The organism is Rhodobacter sp., assembly GCA_020637515.1.
Taxonomy (GTDB): Bacteria; Pseudomonadota; Alphaproteobacteria; order Rhodobacterales; family Rhodobacteraceae; genus Pararhodobacter.
Genome location: JACKKG010000001.1, coordinates 905,512 through 920,917, shown reverse-complemented (window position 1 = coordinate 920,917; position 15,406 = coordinate 905,512). Strand labels below are relative to the sequence as shown.

Below are 15,406 nucleotides of genomic sequence, written 5' to 3'. Positions count from 1 at the left end.
TCCGCAGCGCAATTTTCGCCGTTATAGTTCGGGCAGAGGAATGCCGCAGATGCCGACCCCGGTCCACATCGTCGAACCCGCCGAAGCGCGCTCTTGCGTGGTCTTCGCCTCGCCGCATTCTGGGCGGGTCTATCCGACCGATCTGCTGGATCGCGCGCAGGTGACCGCCCGTGTCCTGCGCTCGTCCGAGGATGCGTTCGTGGACCTGCTGCTGGCCGATGCCCCGCGCTTTGGCGCCGCGTTGATCCACAGCGACGTGCCGCGCGCCTATGTCGATTTCAACCGCGCCGACGACGAGCTGGACCCCGCCCTGATCGAGGGGGCACCCCGCGCCGGGTTGAACCCGCGCGTCGCCTCGGGGCTGGGGGTGCTGGCACGGGTGGTGGCAAACGGGCGTTCGATCTACCACGGCAAGCTGACCCTGGACGAGGCCCGGGACCGGATCGCGTGCTATTGGGCGCCCTACCACGCCGCGTTGTCCGACCTGCTGGGCCGACAGCATCGCCGCTTCGGGCAGGTGCTGCTGTGCGACATGCATTCGATGCCGCACGAGGCCCTTTCGGGCCATGTCGCGCGTGGCGCGGCGCGACCCGAAATCATCGTTGGCGACCGCTGGGGGGCCTCGGCGCGCGACGACGTGGTGCGGGCGGTCGAATCCGTCCTGCGCGGCGCGGGGTTTACCGTCGCGCGCAACGCCCCCTTTGCCGGGGCTTATGTCGTGCAGCGCTATGGCCGGCCCTCGCAGGGGATGCACGCCCTTCAGATCGAAATCGACCGCAGCCTCTACATGGATGAAGCACGCATCGAGCCGCGCGCGGATTTCCCCGCCTTTCAGGCGGTCATGCGCGGCGTGGTGCGGGATCTGGCGGCGCTGGATCTGGGCGGCAAGGCGCTGGACATGGCAGCCGAATAGCGGGCAATCGAAACGATCCGGGCGCGGCATCGGCGCGGGCGTCCCTGGCGGCGCTTCCGCGCACGGCCCGATCGCTCGCGAATCGAACACGGGGCACCACCGGCACGCTGGCGACCAAGATGGCGCGCGTGCCCGTACGGACGGGACGGCGGGTTCCGACGCCAGTCGAAAGCGGTTGTCGCAAGCGCCCGTCGAAAGCGGGTGTCGCAAGCGGGTGACGACCGGGGGCAACCAAGATGCCGGCGCAGGTGATCCGGGCGTTTGATCCCCCGCGCACCGCTCGCGGGATCAACCGCCGCCTTGCGTCAGCCTCCGCTTGCCGGTCCCCAACCGTCCGCGCCGCGACAGGCGCAGCCCGGCCCGGCCGTGAACACGACGGTCGGGCCCTCGACGGGTTCCGCCCGCGCGATCCTTGCCCCCGGGGTCAGACCGCCGCGGCGGCGCGTTTGCGCGCCGTCTTGGTCTGCACCGAGGGCGCCGAGGCGCGCGCCTCGGCCTCGGCATCGGCGGACAGTTCCGCTGCACTTTCTTGCGGCACGAATTGTGCCCACCAAGCCCAGACCCGCAAGGTCTGCTCAACTTGGGTTTGCCACATCTGGCACAGGGCCGTGATCGGATACATGGTCATGGCTGTCGTGCTCCTTTCCCACGCCATGATCTTAACGTGACCGCGCGTCCCGGTCGTTGATTTTGCGCAAATGACCCATGAATCCGGCCGCCGATGCCGGGAAAATGATCGTGGGCGGCGCGATTTGCCGACGCCATGGGCCCAGCGCGCAGCGCCAGCCACCACAGGGGCCGGCGTGCCCGACGCCTGCGTCATCGCCCCAGCATGGCCTTCAACGATGCCTGCCCGCTTTGCAACAGGGTCAGCGCGGAGTTGCCCGTGCCGGCGGCCTGAATTTGCGCGACCTGCCCGATCAGGAAGAACCGCCGAGTCAGCGTGTCGATGGCAGCGGGATCCGTGAATTGCGCGATCGTGTTCGACCCGGTCAGCCGTTCGGTGCGATCTTTCAGGATCTGAACCTGTTGGTCGATGTCCAGCGTGCCGAAGCTTGACGGCAGATTGTAGGCCGTCTCGAAGACCTGTCGCAGGTTGGGCGTGCCCAGAACGGTATACCAGCGCGTCGCCTCGCTGCTGTCCTGCGCGGCCAGGGCGCCCAGATCGCGCCCGAGGGCCAGCGCCATGCGCATCGAATCGTTCTGGTCCCCCACGGCGATCTCGAACGACCGGTCGCGGTATTGCCCAAGGATGGTGTCGGCGAACCCGCTCAACTGATTGCGCGGAACGGTGCGGTCGGCAAAGCTGAACGCCTTGGCCATGGCCAGATAGCGCTTGTCGGCCAGCCGACTGGCAAAGCTGGTGTCGTCATAGACCGAGCTTTCCAGCACCTTCTGCACATAGGCGCGGTTCGGCAGGTCGTCTTGCAAACCGAAGGCGGTCAACGTGACGCGCAAAAGGCGGCGATCCTTGACCAGTTCCTCGGCGCTGCCAATCTTGGCGATTGTCTCGCGATAATAGGTCTCGTCGCGCTGCGCGGCCGGTGCGTTTGCAAAGCTGCGCTGCTGGCTGTCCAGGGTGCGCTGCAAGAAGCGCCAGCCGACATAACCGTCGAGGGGCAGGATCGGCTGGAAGCTCATTGCCGCATCGCCGCGAAGAGCCGCTCTTCGCGCGGCAAAAGCGCCCTGAGATGCCGCATCGCGGGGTAGAATTCCTGGCTCAGAACGGCGCGCGTCGCCCGGTCCAGCAGGCCCCGGCTGTCGGAATCGGTCATCACCTGGCTCAGCTGTTCGATCCCGCGCAACAATTGCGGGCTGGCCTCGTCAGGATCGGCATCGCCCGACAGCACCAATTGCGCGATATAGGCCACGCGCCGCACAGGCGTTCTGACCTCCTCGGGGTGGATGGCATCGCGCAGACGCAGGATGTTCGCATTGGGCGTGACGATCGACAGTCGGCTGCGGCGTTCGCCGTTCTCGATCACCGCGCCATTGATCAGCACCCGTTCATGGGGCGCGAGTTTCAGGATCAGCCCGGTCATGCGCCCGCTCCCTGTCCGCGCAGGCCGCGCATCACCGCGGTGTTGATCTCGGCCAGAACATCGGCGCTGGCGTCGCCTTTCAGAACGTCGGCGGTGTGTTTCAGGGTGAATTCCGCCAGATAGAACAGACGCGCCCGCAAGGTGGCGTCAAAGCTGTTGTCCGGATGCGCCAGGTCCGAGGCAAACGCGGTCCACAGGCGGCGATTGTCGTTCAGGACCTCGGCCAGCGCCGCATCGACGCGGCCCCTGGGGTGCGGCAGATGGGACCGCAGACGGCCGGTGATCCGGGCCAGGACATCGTATTCGATATCGCGCGGCGTCCGCAGGGCTCCGGCGTGAATGGCATAGGTCGAGTGCGCGTGTGTGGCGACGCTCATCGGGGGCCTCGTTGTGCGAAGTCAGGGGTCAGGCGGCGAGCAAGGGGCCGGGTCGTCAGGACCCGGCCCCCCAGGGTCCTCAGCGGAACAGCGAGAGGATGTTCTGCGGCGCCTGGTTGGCGATCGAGAGCGCCTGAACACCGAGCTGCTGCTGCACCTGCAACGCCTGCAGCCGCGCCGAGGTTTCCTCCATATCCGCGTCAACCAGCGACCCGATCCCCGACTTGAGCGAATCCATCAGGCTGTTGACATACTTGCTCTGCACGTCAATTCGCCCCTGGACCGAGCCGAAGTCCGCCGCGGCGCCGACTGCGGTCTGCGTCAGCCCCTCGATCGCGGACAAGGCGGCCTTGGCGCCGTTCTCGGTCGAGACATCGATATCCTTCAGGATCTCGAGCCCGCCGCCTGACGTTCCGGCCGTGGTCGCCCCGGCCGTGGTGGTGATGCTGGCCGCGGTGTTGTTCGTGATCGTGATCGCCCCGTTCGAGCCCAGCGCGGCCGAGATCTTCACACCCGCCGATTCGGCCTCGAAGTTCAGGCGGTTGGTCAGGTTCGCCGCGATGTCCTGGACGGTATCCCCGTCGCGCGCCACATAGCGCACCGCGTTCGAGATCCCGGTCAGGCCACCGATCGTGTAGGTGTCGCCCGCCAGCACCTTGTTGCCCGCGCGGGCGGTGGTTGTGGTGTCGCCGGCGACGGTCAGCGTGCCGGTGTTGCCGGCCGTGATCGCGCCCGCGCCGGTGAACGCCGAGGCCGCGATGTCGGTGCCAACGCCAGCGGTCGAAGCCTGCATCCCCAGGTCCGCCTTGCTCGCCGAGATCGTCGAAGCCGTCACCGACCCCGAGGAACTGCGGTCCAGCGACGACAGGATGTTGACGCTGCCAGAGCCCAGAACGCCCGCGCCGGTGCCGGTGTTGGCCACGATATTGGCCACCGTGGCCCCGCTTTCGCGGTTCGACAACAGGTTGAGGCCGTTGAACTGCGCCGCGCCGGTGATCGACGAGATCTGGCTGCGCAGCGCCGACAGATCGGTCTGGATCTTGTCACGGTCGACGTTGTCTTCCTGGGCGGCAACGATCTTGCCCTTGATCTCGGTCAGAAGGTCGGTGATCTGTTCCGACGCCGAGCGCGCCACAGCGATGGTGGACGAGCCCAGGGCCAGGCTGTCGGCGATGCCCTTGAAGCCCTTCACATCCGATTCCATCGTCTTCGAGATGGACCAGATCGCCGAGTTGTCGCGGGCGTTCGAGACCGACTTGCCGGTCGAGATCTCGTTCTGGGTCTTCGACATGTTGGTGTTGATCGTGCGCAGGGTCTGCAGCGCGACCATGGCGGAGTTGTTGGTCAGAATCGAGGACATTGGTATTCCCTTGTCTTGATGGCGTATTCACGCCGGTTGCTTGCCGTCTCGCGAACGGCGACCAAGCCCTTTCTGGACCTGCGGCGATCCGGGTTCCCGGACGGCGCGCCACCCCCTGGGTGCCCTGCAACCCTCGCCGCGATTCGCTAAGATGGACTTAATCGTGACCCCTCCGTCACGGTGCATTTCCTTCAAATTCATCGCGAAATTCCCGCATCGCTCCGGGGTCCGGAAAGCCCCGCGAATGCAAAGGGGCGGCCCCGTCTGGCCGCCCCTTGAACCGCGTCACGCGCGCCGGTGCACCGTTCCCGATGGCGGGTCCAGGATCGCCCGCGCACCGTTTCGGCCATAGGTCTGCCCGCGCGCGCCCGTGCGCACCCGCGCGATCAGTTCACGGGTATCGCGAATGCCGCCGATCAGCGCCTCGAACAGGCGGGCATTGCGGCGGGCGGCGTTGCCCATGCGTTGCAGCAGGGCAGGATCGGCGACGGTGTCCCCCTCGATCCGCGCGAGCAGCGCGGCCTTGCGGGGCATCAAACGCTCCAGCTGCGGCAGATCGACCGCGGCCAGCGCCGCGCGTTCGCGCTCCAGCACGGCGATCATGCGCTTCAGATCGCTCCGGCTCATCGCAAGGGGTCCGGTTGCGCGCCTTGCGCCCGCACGCGCAATGCCTGTTCGATCGAATCGGCCAGCCCGATGCCGCCGCGTGCGACCAGGGCCTGCGCCTGCGCGTCGGCCAGGAACGAGGTGAACTGCTCTTCGCCCGCGCCGCCACCCATGGTTTCCGAGGGTTTGAACACGCCGGCCGCCTTCAGCATCTCGGCCAGAAAGGCGCTTTCCAGGGCTTCGGCGCTGCGCCTGAGGGCATCGGGCGCGCGGGCTGCGGGCCCGGTCGGGGAAGAGGTCAGGGTCGGGGGAATCACGGTCATGGCGGCTCCTCTGCGTCTGGGGTCAGCATCGGCGATGCCGGTAAAGAAGCGGTAACCAACGGCTGGTAGACCGGAGGAACCCGAAAGACCGAGGCTCGTCATGCTGCCCGCCATTCTGACCGACACCGTCCTGCCCACCGCGCCGCCCCCAAGGCCATCGCTCAAAGGTGCGGATTTCCAGAAGATTCTCATGCAGTTGCGCGAAACCTGGGGGCAACCCACGGCCCCGGCCCCAGATGTGGCAGGCGCGCCGGATCATGCGCAGGCCCCCGATGATTCGCCGCAATCGAATGACACCGACGACGATCCGCCGCCGGTCGGGGCAAACGCGGCCATCCCGCTGCCCGCCGCGGGCACACCTCGCCAACCGTCCGGCGACGCGGTTCCGGACCTGGCCGACCCTATCGCGCCGGACCCACGCCCGAGCACGCGCGGGTCTGACGGCGTGATCGCCGGGTCGATGCCCGTTCAGGTGCCCCCTCGCGCGATGGTGGACCCATCGCAAATGGCCCTGCCCGGCGACGGGGCGGCCACTTCGGAACCGGGCGCCGTGGCGGCGGGACCAGCCCTCGCGATCCCACGGGCGGCGCCCGGGGTGCGCGCCGAAACGGATGACGGCCCCGGCCGGGCAGCGGCGGTTTTCGCCAGCTTGCGGCGCAGCGCCCCCGCCGATCCTGCGCCGCCGGCCAGCACGCACCCGGTGGGCGAACGCCGGGGCACGACCGCCACCGACCTGCCCCGCATCCCCGCATCCGTGCCCATCGGCAGCGCCACCCCGCGGATCGACGCCCTGCCGGTCGCACCGGACAGCCCGGAGTTTCCCGCCCCACTCGCGGGGCCGCCAGATCGCGGCGAACCCGCGGCGACCGGGCGATCCGTGCCCACGCGCCTCCCTTCAGGGGCGGAATATCGGGTCACCTTGCTGCCCGCCATGGCGCCGCAGCCGCGCGCGGCACCACGGGCCGCGCCCCTGCCGGCCTCTGGCCCGGTGTCCGGGGCGGCCGACCCCACCGGCCCGGTCCCGCCCCCGGCTGCCCCCCGGCCCGACACCCCGCCTGACACCGGCATCGTTGCCGACAGGCGCCCCGATATGCCACCCGCCACGCCCATCGCCGCCCCGCACAAGATCCGCCAGACCGAACAATCCGCCCCCGCACGCGACACCGGCACCACCGGGGACGGCATTCCGGCCAACGATTTGCCACCCTTGCGTGGCGATCCGCTGACCGCGCCCGCGCCCCACAACCCGACGCCGTCGCTGTCGCTGACCGCGCCGGCCAATCAGGCCGAGATTCTGCGCCATGTCGCAGGCCAGATCGGCGCCGCGATGCCCGAGCGGGATGGCCCCGGGTTCGAACTGCGCCTCGACCCTGAGGAACTGGGGCCCGTCCGACTGAAGCTGGTCAGTCACGATCAGGGCAGCCTGCTGGTGATCCACGCCGACCGACCCGAGACGCTGGACCTGATGCGCCGCCACATCGCCGCGCTGGAATCCGATCTGCGCGCGCTGGGACACAGCCAGATTTCGCTGCGCTTCGACGGCGGGCAGGCCGGGCAGGGCCACACCTCGCAGGGCCAGGCCCAACAGGGCCACGCTGCGCCCGAACAACGTGACACGATGCCGGGCGGGGTAACGACCGACCCGCCCCGCCCGGCCACCCACCGGCCCGAGAGGGTTGCAACCGACCGCCTCGACCTTCGCCTTTGACCGGAGACCCTCCATGCAGATCACCTCATCGTTCAGCACCAGCGGCGCCGCAGCCGGTGCACAGACATCGACCAATCAGTCGGACTATCTGACGTTTCTCAACATGTTGACCGTTCAGATGCAGAACCAGGACCCGCTGAACCCGATGGATGCCTCGGATTTCGCAGTGCAGCTCGCCACCTTTGCCGGGGTCGAGCAGCAAACCTTCACCAACCAGTTGCTGAACGCGATGCTGGGCCAGGGCGGGCTGTCGGACCTGGGGTCCTGGGTCGGTATGGAGGCGCGCGTGTTCGGCGGCGCCTGGTATGGCGGCGACCCCGTCGCCTTGGCGCCGGACCCGGCACTGGGGGCGGATTCGGCGACGCTGATCGTGCGCGATTCGACCGGGGCGATCGTCGATAGCCGCGCGATCGACCCGGCGTTGCAAAGCTACCAATGGGACGGGCTCGACAGCAGCGGCTCGCCCCTGCCCGACGGCACCTACACGTTCGAGGTGGAATCGCGGCAGGGAGATTCGATTCTGGATACCCAGCCGGTCGCGGCCTATGTCCCGGTGCTGGAAGCGCGTTATGAAAACGGCGCGACGATGCTGGTCATGCCGGGTGGCCTGATGGTGGACAGCGCGAGCGTGACCGGATTGCGCCGCCCGGCCGCATGATCGGCCAGGACCCGACGGGCCGCGGTTCAGATCAGCAGCGCGGTCAGGGCCACCACACCCGCAAGCCCGGCACCCGCCAGGAACCATGCCAGCGCGGACAGATCGCGCCGCGGTTCGGGCGCCTGCCGCGGCGTGCGCAGACCGATGAGGGCCTGTTCGATCGCACTGGGCAGATGCGGTCCGAACCGGCCCAGAACCTGGGCCGCCCGCGCCAGATCGCGCATCAACGCGGCCGGCCCCAGATTGGTGCGGATGTAATCCTCGACCACCGGCTGCGCGACGGTCCAGATATTGATCGACGGGTTCAGCGACCGCGCGACCCCTTCGACGACAACCATCGTCCGCTGCAACAAGATCAGCTCGGTCCGGGTCTGCATTCCGAACCGTTCCGTCACGTCGAACAGATAATTCAGCAGGCGCGCCATCGAGATCCGGTCCGCCTGCATCCCGAAGATCGGCTCGCCGACCGCCCTGAGCGCGCGCGCGAATTCGTCGATGTCGCGGTCGGCGGGGACATAGCCGGCTTCGAAATGCACCTCGGCAACACGGCGGTAGTCCTTGCGGATGAAACCGTAGAGGATCTCGGCATAGACCCGGCGGGTGTACTCGTCGATCGACCCCATGATGCCAAAATCATAGGCGATCAGGTCACCGTTCGGCGCGACCTTCAGGTTGCCCTGATGCATGTCGGCGTGGAAATAGCCGTCGCGCAGCGCGTGGCTGAGGAACAGCCGCAGCACCCGTTCGCCCAGCTCGATCCGGTCCACGCCCAGCGCGTCGATGGCCGCGTTGTCGCCCAGCGAGACCCCCTCGGCCCAGCCCAGCGTCATCACGCTGCGCGCCGACAGGCTCCACACCGGGCTCGGCACGCGAAACCCGGCGTCGGCTTCGGTGTTTGCGGCGAATTCGGCGGCGGCGGCGGTTTCCAGGCGCAGGTCCAGTTCACCCATGACCACGCCCTCGAAATGGGCGATCACGTCGGTCGGCCGCAACCGCCGGGTCGAGGGAAGGAAGCGTTCGATGATCCCGGCGGCCAGGTAGAAGGCGTCCAGATCGCGCCGGAACGCCCTGACAATGCCGGGGCGCAGCACCTTGACCGCGACATCCGCGCCGGTTTCGGCGGCGCGCGCGCGATGCACCTGCGCGATCGAGGCCGCGGCCACGGGTTCCGAGAACTCGGAAAACAGCGTATCCACGGGCTGTTCCAGCGCGTCCTCGATCATCTGGCGCGCCTGCGCGGTCGGGAAGGGTGGCAGCTTGTCCTGCAGGTAGCGAAGCTGGTTCGCCAGATCCAGACCGACGATGTCGGGCCGTGTCGAAAGGATCTGCCCGAACTTGATATAGGCCGGGCCCAGCGCGGTCAGCGCCCGGGTCACGGGGGGCAGCGCCGGATCGCCCTTGTGTCCCAGCCAGGCAAAAGGCCAACCCATGACCCGCGCGACGAACCGCAGGCGCGGCGGGACATTCATCGCCTCGAGGACGACGCGCATCGCGCCGGTTCGTTCGAACGTCGCGCCCGTGCGGATCAGCCGCCAGAGGTTGTGCGGGCCCTTCACGTCAGATCTTCCATCCGGAATGCAGCGCGGCGATCCCCATCGTCAGGTTGCGGTATTTCACCTGCCCGAAGCCTGCCTGCCGGATCATTGCCGCAAAGGTCTCTTGATCGGGGAATTTGCGGATCGATTCGACCAGATACTGATAGCTGTCGCGGTCCCCCGCCACGACCTGCCCCATGCGCGGGATGATGTTGAAGGAATAGAGGTCGTAGACCTTCTGCATCAGATCGTTCGGGATCTGGCTGAATTCCAGCACCATCAGCCGCCCGCCGGGTTTCAGCACGCGGTAGGCCTCGGTCAGGGCGTCCGGGATGCGGACGACGTTGCGGATACCGAAGCTGATCGTGTAGGCGTCAAAGGTGTTCGCCGCGAACGGCAGGGCCATGGCATCGCCCACCACCCAGTCCAGCCGGTCGGCCATCCGTTCGGCCTCGGCCCGTTTGCGACCCTCGTCCAGCATCGGCGCGGTCATGTCGAGGACCGTCGCCCGCGCCGTGTCGCCGGCGCGTTGCAGGAACCGAAAGGCCACATCGCCGGTCCCGCCGGCGACGTCCAGCAGATGCTGACCCCCGCGCGGCGCAAGCCAATCCATCATCGCGTCCTTCCAGACCCGGTGAATGCTGAAGCTCATGAGGTCGTTCATGACATCGTATTTCGACGCGACCGAGGAAAAGACCCCGTGGACCATGCCGGCCTTGCGGGTCTCGTCCACGGTCTGGAAACCGAAATGCGTGGTGCGGGTCTGGTCCGTCGGGCTCATGCTGCCACCGTGATCTTGCGCGTTGCCCCTCCTTAGCCGAGGTTGGCCGGTCTCACAATGCGACCGGGACGCCCGCGGGTGACGGCGGCCACGGGCGCGCGCCGTTGTCGGCGGCGACGCGGGCGGATAGGTTGGCCCCGTGCCCACCCGCGCCGAGGTCCCGCAATGCCCGAACTGCCCGAGGTCGAAACCGTCCGCCGCGGGCTGTCCCCGGCGATGGAGGGCCAGCGCATCGCGCGCGCCGACATCCGCCGCCCCGACTTGCGCTGGCCCTTTCCGCCGCGCATGGCCGAACGGCTGACCGGGGCGCGCGTCGAGCGCCTGCGCCGGCGGTCGAAATACATCCTGGCCGACCTGGACACCGGCGAAACGCTGCTGATCCATCTGGGCATGTCGGGGCGGATGACGGTGTCTGGCCTGACCGCGCCCTTTGTGCCGGGGCAGTTCCACCACACCCACCCGGTGGCCGAGAAACACGATCATGTCGTGCTGGACATGGAAGGCGGCGCGCGCATCACCTTCAACGACCCGCGACGTTTCGGCGCGATGGACCTGATGGCCACGGCCGGCCTGGAAAGCCACCCGTTGCTGGCCGCGCTGGGGCCGGAACCCTTGGGCAACGGGTTCTCGGCCGATCATCTGGCCGCACGACTCAAGGGGCGCAAGGGGCCCATCAAGGCGTTGCTGCTGGATCAGCGGTTGGTCGCGGGGCTGGGCAACATCTATGTGTGCGAGGCCCTGAACCGGGCCGGCATCCACCCCGAACGCGCGGGCGGGCGGATCGGCCGCGCGCGGCTGGACCGGCTGGCGCAAGAGATCCGCACCGTCCTGACCGAGGCGATCACCGCCGGCGGCTCAAGCCTGCGGGACTATCGGCAGGCCGATGGCGAACTGGGTTATTTCCAGCATTCCTTTCGCGTCTACGACCGCGAGGGCGCCCCCTGCCCGACGCCGGACTGCCACGGGACCATCCGCCGTATCGTGCAGGGCGGGCGCTCGACCTACTACTGCCCCGCCTGTCAGAGATAGCTTGATCGCCCGCCTCATCCTGATATGCACGGGCGCGGAAACGACCAAAGGGAACCCCTCATGGCGTATGAAACGATTGTGGTCGAGGTCGCGCATTACGTTGCGCTGATCCGTCTGAACCGGCCCGAGGCGCTGAATGCGCTGAATTCGCAATTGCTGGGCGAACTGGCCGATGCGCTCAGGGCGGCCGACAAGAACGACAAGGTGCGCTGCATCGTCCTGACCGGGTCCGAAAAGGCCTTTGCCGCCGGGGCCGACATCAGCGAAATGTCGAAGAAAAGCTTCGTCGAGATGTTCGAAGAGGACTTTTTCACCCCGGAAACCGACGCCCTGCTGGCCGTTCGCAAGCCGATCATCGCCGCCGTCGCGGGCTACGCGCTGGGCGGTGGCTGCGAACTGGCGATGATGTGCGATTTCATCATTGCCGGCGACAATGCCAAGTTCGGCCAGCCCGAGATCAACCTGGGCGTCGTCGCGGGCATTGGCGGCACCCAGCGTCTGACGCGTTTTGTCGGCAAGTCCAAGGCAATGGACATGCACCTGACCGGCCGCTTCATGGATGCGGACGAGGCCGAACGCTCGGGCCTGGTCAGCCGTGTTGTCCCCGCCAAGAAACTAATCGACGAGGCGATGGCGGCGGCGCAGAAAATCGCGTCGAAGTCGGGCATCGCCACCAAGGTTGTGAAAGAGGCCGTGAACCGCAGCTATGAGACCACGCTGCGCGAAGGCATCCTGTTCGAGCGCCGCATCTTCCACGCGCTGTTCAACACCGAGGACCAGAAAGAGGGCATGAGCGCCTTTCTGGAAAAGCGCGAAGCGCAGTTCCGCGACCGTTGAACACCAGGCCGGGCCCCTCGCCCGGCCTTTGTCGTTCAGGCAGCGGTCAGGGGCACGCCTTCGACCGTGACCCGATGCATCAGCCGCCGGTGGCCCTGATAGTCGTTGATCGCCTTGTGCCAGGTGGCGCGGTTGTCCCACAGGGTCACGTCGCCGGCCCGCCACGACACGCGGCACTGGAACTCGGGTTTTTGGCAGTGCCGATAGAGCGCGCCCAGAACGGACTCGGATTCCAGCGGCAACAGTCCGTCGATCCGGGTGGTGAACTGAGGATTCACGAACAGCCCCTTGCGGCCCGACAGCGGGTGCCGGATCACGACGGGATGCAGCGAATCCTGCGTGGCGGCGGCCGCGTTCCCGACCCGCCCGCTGCGGACCGAATCGGTGTCCTTCTGCGTGTCCCCGAACACATGGCGCGAGGAATGCCAGGCGCTGAGCCCTGCGATCATCGCGCGGAACCGTTCGGACAGGCCCTCATAGGCCGCGCCCATCGACGCAAAGACGGTATCGCCACCATAGGGCGGGGTCTCGATCGCGTGCAGAATCGACCCCATCGCCGGCGCGCTGTCATAGGCGTGGTCGGTGTGCCACTCCTCGCCGATGGCGCCGGTCTGGTCGGGTTCCTTCAGCACCAGGGCGATTTCGCGATGCTCAGGGTGGGCGGCAAAGAACCGGTTGACGTTGATCGGGCCAAAGCGGCGGGCAAAGGCCAGATGGTCCTCAGGGGTCAGACGCTGATCGCGGATCACCACGACGGAATGCGTGACAAAGGCCGCCCGAATCGCGGCCGCGTCGTCGTCGCGGCGCAGGTCCGCATCCAGGATTTCGGCGCCGATCGTGCCGGTGAGTCGTCGGATCTGCATGGCGCGGGCGCCCCCTCCGGGTTTCGGCTTGCCTGGGCCCGCTGCGGGCCTGTCCCCAACTGTGCGGGACCCTGTCAGGCGTGTCCATACCGTTTGCGGGCCCCGGGGCGCCAACTTTCCTGTTTCCTTTCCGCCGGCATTGGCCTATATGCCGCCCTCACATGCGCGTGGGCCCGCTTAGGCAAGAATCGACCTGATCCCGATGGATCGGCGGGTCTGTGTGCAACGATATTGTAACAGACCCGGAAAGAGCCCAGACATGGCCAATACGCCCCAGTCCAAGAAGCGCGCGCGCCAGAACGAAGCCCGCTTTGAAGTGAACAAAGCCCGCCGTTCGCGCATCCGCACCTATCTGCGCAAGGTGGAAGAAGCGATCGCCTCGGGCGATGCCGCGGTCGCCAAGGCGGCGCTGCTTGAGGTTCAGCCGGAACTGGCGCGGGGCGTCTCGAAGGGCGTGCTGCACAAGAACACCGCCGCGCGCAAGATGTCGCGCCTGGCGTCGCGCGTTAAGGCCCTGAACGCCTGATCCGACGCGATCAAGTTCTTAAAATTAAAAGAAAAAGCGCGCCCTCGGGTGCGCTTTTTTCATGCCGGTCCAGGGGCCTCTGTGGCACGAAACCCACGCTGGTCCGATTCCTTTTTGCAACAGGCGCTGTCAAGCAAGTTGTTCGGTGGACGCGCCCGCGGACCTGTTGCTAGCGTGCCCTTGCGATTCACAAAGCCCTGGGGGGGTCGCCTGAAACGCGGTGTCGTGCCCGAACGGACCAACCGGTCCGCGCTGCTTGCTGTTGTCTGTTTTGCGCAGGCGCCCCTTGCGTTTCCGGGAACGAAGCCGACCCCCCGACGCTGTCAGCATGGCCCGCTGCCGGGCCGTGGGGTTTGGGTCGCATCAGAGGAACCCGGGGAAACCGGGCCAAACAAACAAGAACTGGAAGAACCCGCGTTTTTTTAGCGGGCCATGGGTCGGGACAGAATGACAAACGGTGTGTGGGGCGATGCGAAAAACAAACTTCGGAGATTGGTCGGCGACAACAATTTCACGACCTGGATCGCCCCTCTGGAGCTGACGCGAATCGACGGCGGCGTCGCACAATTGAGCGCGCCGACCAATTTCATCGCCAACTGGGTGACGCGCAATTATGCCGACCAGATCGTCGGTGCGCTGAATGTCCGCGATTCGGTCGCGCACCGCATCGAGATCACGGTGCTGGCGCGCAGCGCGCAGTCGCAAGAGCGCGTTCAACGCACGCTGGCCACGGTCGAACCCGCCGCGCGTCCCGCGGGCGCGGCGCGCGCCGATGACGACCTGCCCGGCGCGGCACTGGATTCGCGCTTTACCTTCGACAATTTCGTGGTGGGCAAACCCAATGCCCTGGCCCATGCCGCCGCGCGCCGCGTGGCCGAGGGCGGCGCCGCGGTGTTCAACCCGCTGTTCCTGTATGGCGGGGTCGGGCTGGGCAAGACGCATCTCATGCACGCCATCGCCTGGGAATTGCAGGCCCGCAACCCCGAGGCCCGCGTCCTTTACCTGAGTGCCGAACAGTTCATGTATCGCTTTGTGCAGGCGCTGCGCGAAAAGCAGATCATGGACTTCAAGAGCCTGTTCCGTTCGGTCGATATCCTGATGGTCGATGACGTCCAGTTCATCGCCGGCAAGGAATCCACGCAGGAAGAATTCTTCCATACCTTCAATGCGCTGATCGACCAGAACAAGCAGATCGTGATTTCCGCCGACCGCGCACCGGGCGAGATCAAGGATCTCGAGGAGCGGATCAAGAGCCGGCTGTCCTCGGGGCTGGTGGTGGATCTGCACCCGACGGACTACGAATTGCGGCTGGGCATCTTGCAACAGAAGGTGGACCAGAACCGCGCCAATTATGGCGATGTGGCGATCGCGGGCGACGTTCTCGAATTCCTGGCGCATCGCATCACCACCAACGTGCGGGTGCTGGAAGGCGCGCTGACGCGGCTGTTCGCGCTGGCCTCGCTGCTGGGCCGAGAGGTGACGCTGGACCTGGCGCAGGATTGTCTGGCCGACATCCTGCGCTCGTCGGAGCGCAAGGTCACGGTCGAGGAAATCCAGCGCAAGGTGGCCGAGCACTACAACATTCGCCTGTCCGACATGATCGGCCCCAAGCGTTTGCGCACCATCGCCCGGCCCCGGCAAATCGCCATGTATCTGGCCAAGCACATGACAACCCGGTCCCTGCCCGAGATCGGCCGCCGCTTCGGTGGCCGCGATCACACCACCATCCTGCACGGCGTGCGCAAGGTCGAGGAACTGCGCGCAACCGATTCGCAGTTGAGCGAGGACCTGGTTCTCTTGCGCCGGCTTCTGGAAAGCTGACCTTGACGCGGCCCGCAAAGGGCCGCA

17 protein-coding genes are annotated in these 15,406 nt (G+C 67.1%); 7 read left to right on the top strand and 10 right to left on the bottom strand.

What is annotated here, in order from left to right:
- Positions 1–40 precede the first annotated feature (40 nt).
- Complete coding sequence (locus H6900_04470) at positions 41–913, top strand: N-formylglutamate amidohydrolase (GenBank protein ID MCC0072528.1); 873 nt, start codon at positions 41–43, stop codon at positions 911–913.
- 424 nt (positions 914–1,337) lie between these two features.
- Here the strand turns inward: H6900_04470 and H6900_04465 are convergent, their stop codons facing one another.
- From H6900_04465 to H6900_04435, 7 genes are all read right to left on the bottom strand, one after another.
- Positions 1,338–1,541: a hypothetical protein gene (locus tag H6900_04465; protein MCC0072527.1), complete on the bottom strand. Its 204-nt coding sequence runs from the start codon at positions 1,539–1,541 to the stop codon at positions 1,338–1,340.
- Positions 1,542–1,732: 191 nt separating this feature from the next.
- Complete coding sequence (locus H6900_04460; GenBank protein MCC0072526.1) at positions 1,733–2,554, bottom strand: DUF1217 domain-containing protein; 822 nt, start codon at positions 2,552–2,554, stop codon at positions 1,733–1,735.
- On the bottom strand, positions 2,551–2,955 hold the full coding sequence (flbT, locus tag H6900_04455; GenBank protein MCC0072525.1) for a flagellar biosynthesis repressor FlbT: 405 nt from the start codon (positions 2,953–2,955) through the stop codon (positions 2,551–2,553). Before flbT ends, H6900_04460 begins: the two co-directional genes overlap by 4 nt.
- Positions 2,952–3,332: a flagellar biosynthesis regulator FlaF gene (flaF, locus tag H6900_04450; protein MCC0072524.1), complete on the bottom strand. Its 381-nt coding sequence runs from the start codon at positions 3,330–3,332 to the stop codon at positions 2,952–2,954. The genes flbT and flaF overlap by 4 nt, the downstream gene beginning before the upstream one ends.
- Positions 3,333–3,411: 79 nt before the next feature.
- Positions 3,412–4,692, bottom strand: a complete 1,281-nt coding sequence (locus tag H6900_04445; protein ID MCC0072523.1) for a flagellin — start codon at positions 4,690–4,692, stop codon at positions 3,412–3,414.
- Between the two features lie 285 nt (positions 4,693–4,977).
- Positions 4,978–5,319 carry a hypothetical protein gene (locus H6900_04440; GenBank protein MCC0072522.1) on the bottom strand — a complete coding sequence of 114 codons (342 nt, stop codon included), beginning with the start codon at positions 5,317–5,319 and terminating at the stop codon, positions 4,978–4,980.
- Positions 5,316–5,621: a rod-binding protein gene (locus H6900_04435; GenBank protein MCC0072521.1), complete on the bottom strand. Its 306-nt coding sequence runs from the start codon at positions 5,619–5,621 to the stop codon at positions 5,316–5,318. Before H6900_04435 ends, H6900_04440 begins: the two co-directional genes overlap by 4 nt.
- Before the next feature lie 100 nt (positions 5,622–5,721).
- On the opposite strand from H6900_04435, the gene H6900_04430 reads away from it, so the two are divergent.
- Together H6900_04430 and flgD are read left to right on the top strand one after the other, a co-directional pair.
- Positions 5,722–7,329, top strand: coding sequence for a flagellar hook-length control protein FliK (locus H6900_04430; protein ID MCC0072520.1), 1,608 nt, complete (start codon positions 5,722–5,724; stop codon positions 7,327–7,329).
- Between the two features lie 13 nt (positions 7,330–7,342).
- Entirely contained in the window at positions 7,343–7,987 is a 645-nt protein-coding gene (gene flgD, locus H6900_04425) for a flagellar hook assembly protein FlgD (GenBank protein ID MCC0072519.1), read from the top strand.
- Between the two features lie 26 nt (positions 7,988–8,013).
- On the opposite strand, the gene ubiB is transcribed toward flgD, so the two are convergent.
- Together ubiB and ubiE are read right to left on the bottom strand one after the other, a co-directional pair.
- Positions 8,014–9,543, bottom strand: a complete 1,530-nt coding sequence (gene ubiB / locus H6900_04420; protein ID MCC0072518.1) for a 2-polyprenylphenol 6-hydroxylase — start codon at positions 9,541–9,543, stop codon at positions 8,014–8,016.
- Position 9,544: 1 nt separating this feature from the next.
- Positions 9,545–10,303 (bottom strand): bifunctional demethylmenaquinone methyltransferase/2-methoxy-6-polyprenyl-1,4-benzoquinol methylase UbiE, encoded by a 759-nt coding sequence (ubiE, locus tag H6900_04415; GenBank protein ID MCC0072517.1) that lies wholly within the window; start codon positions 10,301–10,303, stop codon positions 9,545–9,547.
- A gap of 165 nt (positions 10,304–10,468) precedes the next feature.
- Between ubiE and mutM the strand changes: the two genes are divergently transcribed.
- Positions 10,469–11,332 carry a bifunctional DNA-formamidopyrimidine glycosylase/DNA-(apurinic or apyrimidinic site) lyase gene (gene mutM / locus H6900_04410; protein ID MCC0072516.1) on the top strand — a complete coding sequence of 288 codons (864 nt, stop codon included), beginning with the start codon at positions 10,469–10,471 and terminating at the stop codon, positions 11,330–11,332.
- Between the two features lie 60 nt (positions 11,333–11,392).
- The gene (locus tag H6900_04405) at positions 11,393–12,169 is read left to right on the top strand and encodes an enoyl-CoA hydratase (GenBank protein ID MCC0072515.1); all 777 of its coding nucleotides are present in this window, start codon (positions 11,393–11,395) and stop codon (positions 12,167–12,169) included.
- 35 nt (positions 12,170–12,204) lie between these two features.
- Here H6900_04405 and H6900_04400 read toward each other — a convergent pair whose 3' ends face one another.
- Entirely contained in the window at positions 12,205–13,032 is an 828-nt protein-coding gene (locus H6900_04400) for a TauD/TfdA family dioxygenase (protein MCC0072514.1), read from the bottom strand.
- A 259-nt stretch (positions 13,033–13,291) separates the two neighbouring features.
- On the opposite strand from H6900_04400, the gene rpsT reads away from it, so the two are divergent.
- Positions 13,292–13,558 (top strand): 30S ribosomal protein S20, encoded by a 267-nt coding sequence (gene rpsT, locus H6900_04395; protein MCC0072513.1) that lies wholly within the window; start codon positions 13,292–13,294, stop codon positions 13,556–13,558.
- 447 nt (positions 13,559–14,005) lie between these two features.
- On the top strand, positions 14,006–15,379 hold the full coding sequence (gene dnaA / locus H6900_04390) for a chromosomal replication initiator protein DnaA (protein ID MCC0072512.1): 1,374 nt from the start codon (positions 14,006–14,008) through the stop codon (positions 15,377–15,379).
- Positions 15,380–15,406: the final 27 nt, after the last annotated feature.

Excerpts from the sequence above, each read along its gene's own strand:
- H6900_04405 (MCC0072515.1), top strand. The coding sequence starts at position 11,393 with ATGGCGTATGAAACGATTGTGGTCGAGGTCGCGCATTACGTTGCGCTG.
- H6900_04470 (MCC0072528.1), top strand. The coding sequence starts at position 41 with ATGCCGCAGATGCCGACCCCGGTCCACATCGTCGAACCCGCCGAAGCG.
- mutM (MCC0072516.1), top strand. The coding sequence starts at position 10,469 with ATGCCCGAACTGCCCGAGGTCGAAACCGTCCGCCGCGGGCTGTCCCCG.
- flaF (MCC0072524.1), bottom strand. The coding sequence starts at position 3,332 with ATGAGCGTCGCCACACACGCGCACTCGACCTATGCCATTCACGCCGGA.
- H6900_04465 (MCC0072527.1), bottom strand. The coding sequence starts at position 1,541 with ATGACCATGTATCCGATCACGGCCCTGTGCCAGATGTGGCAAACCCAA.
- rpsT (MCC0072513.1), top strand. The coding sequence starts at position 13,292 with ATGGCCAATACGCCCCAGTCCAAGAAGCGCGCGCGCCAGAACGAAGCC.
- ubiE (MCC0072517.1), bottom strand. The coding sequence starts at position 10,303 with ATGAGCCCGACGGACCAGACCCGCACCACGCATTTCGGTTTCCAGACC.
- H6900_04400 (MCC0072514.1), bottom strand. The coding sequence starts at position 13,032 with ATGCAGATCCGACGACTCACCGGCACGATCGGCGCCGAAATCCTGGAT.
- H6900_04430 (MCC0072520.1), top strand. The coding sequence starts at position 5,722 with ATGCTGCCCGCCATTCTGACCGACACCGTCCTGCCCACCGCGCCGCCC.
- H6900_04445 (MCC0072523.1), bottom strand. The coding sequence starts at position 4,692 with ATGTCCTCGATTCTGACCAACAACTCCGCCATGGTCGCGCTGCAGACC.
- dnaA (MCC0072512.1), top strand. The coding sequence starts at position 14,006 with ATGACAAACGGTGTGTGGGGCGATGCGAAAAACAAACTTCGGAGATTG.
- H6900_04440 (MCC0072522.1), bottom strand. The coding sequence starts at position 5,319 with ATGAGCCGGAGCGATCTGAAGCGCATGATCGCCGTGCTGGAGCGCGAA.
- flgD (MCC0072519.1), top strand. The coding sequence starts at position 7,343 with ATGCAGATCACCTCATCGTTCAGCACCAGCGGCGCCGCAGCCGGTGCA.
- H6900_04460 (MCC0072526.1), bottom strand. The coding sequence starts at position 2,554 with ATGAGCTTCCAGCCGATCCTGCCCCTCGACGGTTATGTCGGCTGGCGC.
- H6900_04435 (MCC0072521.1), bottom strand. The coding sequence starts at position 5,621 with ATGACCGTGATTCCCCCGACCCTGACCTCTTCCCCGACCGGGCCCGCA.
- flbT (MCC0072525.1), bottom strand. The coding sequence starts at position 2,955 with ATGACCGGGCTGATCCTGAAACTCGCGCCCCATGAACGGGTGCTGATC.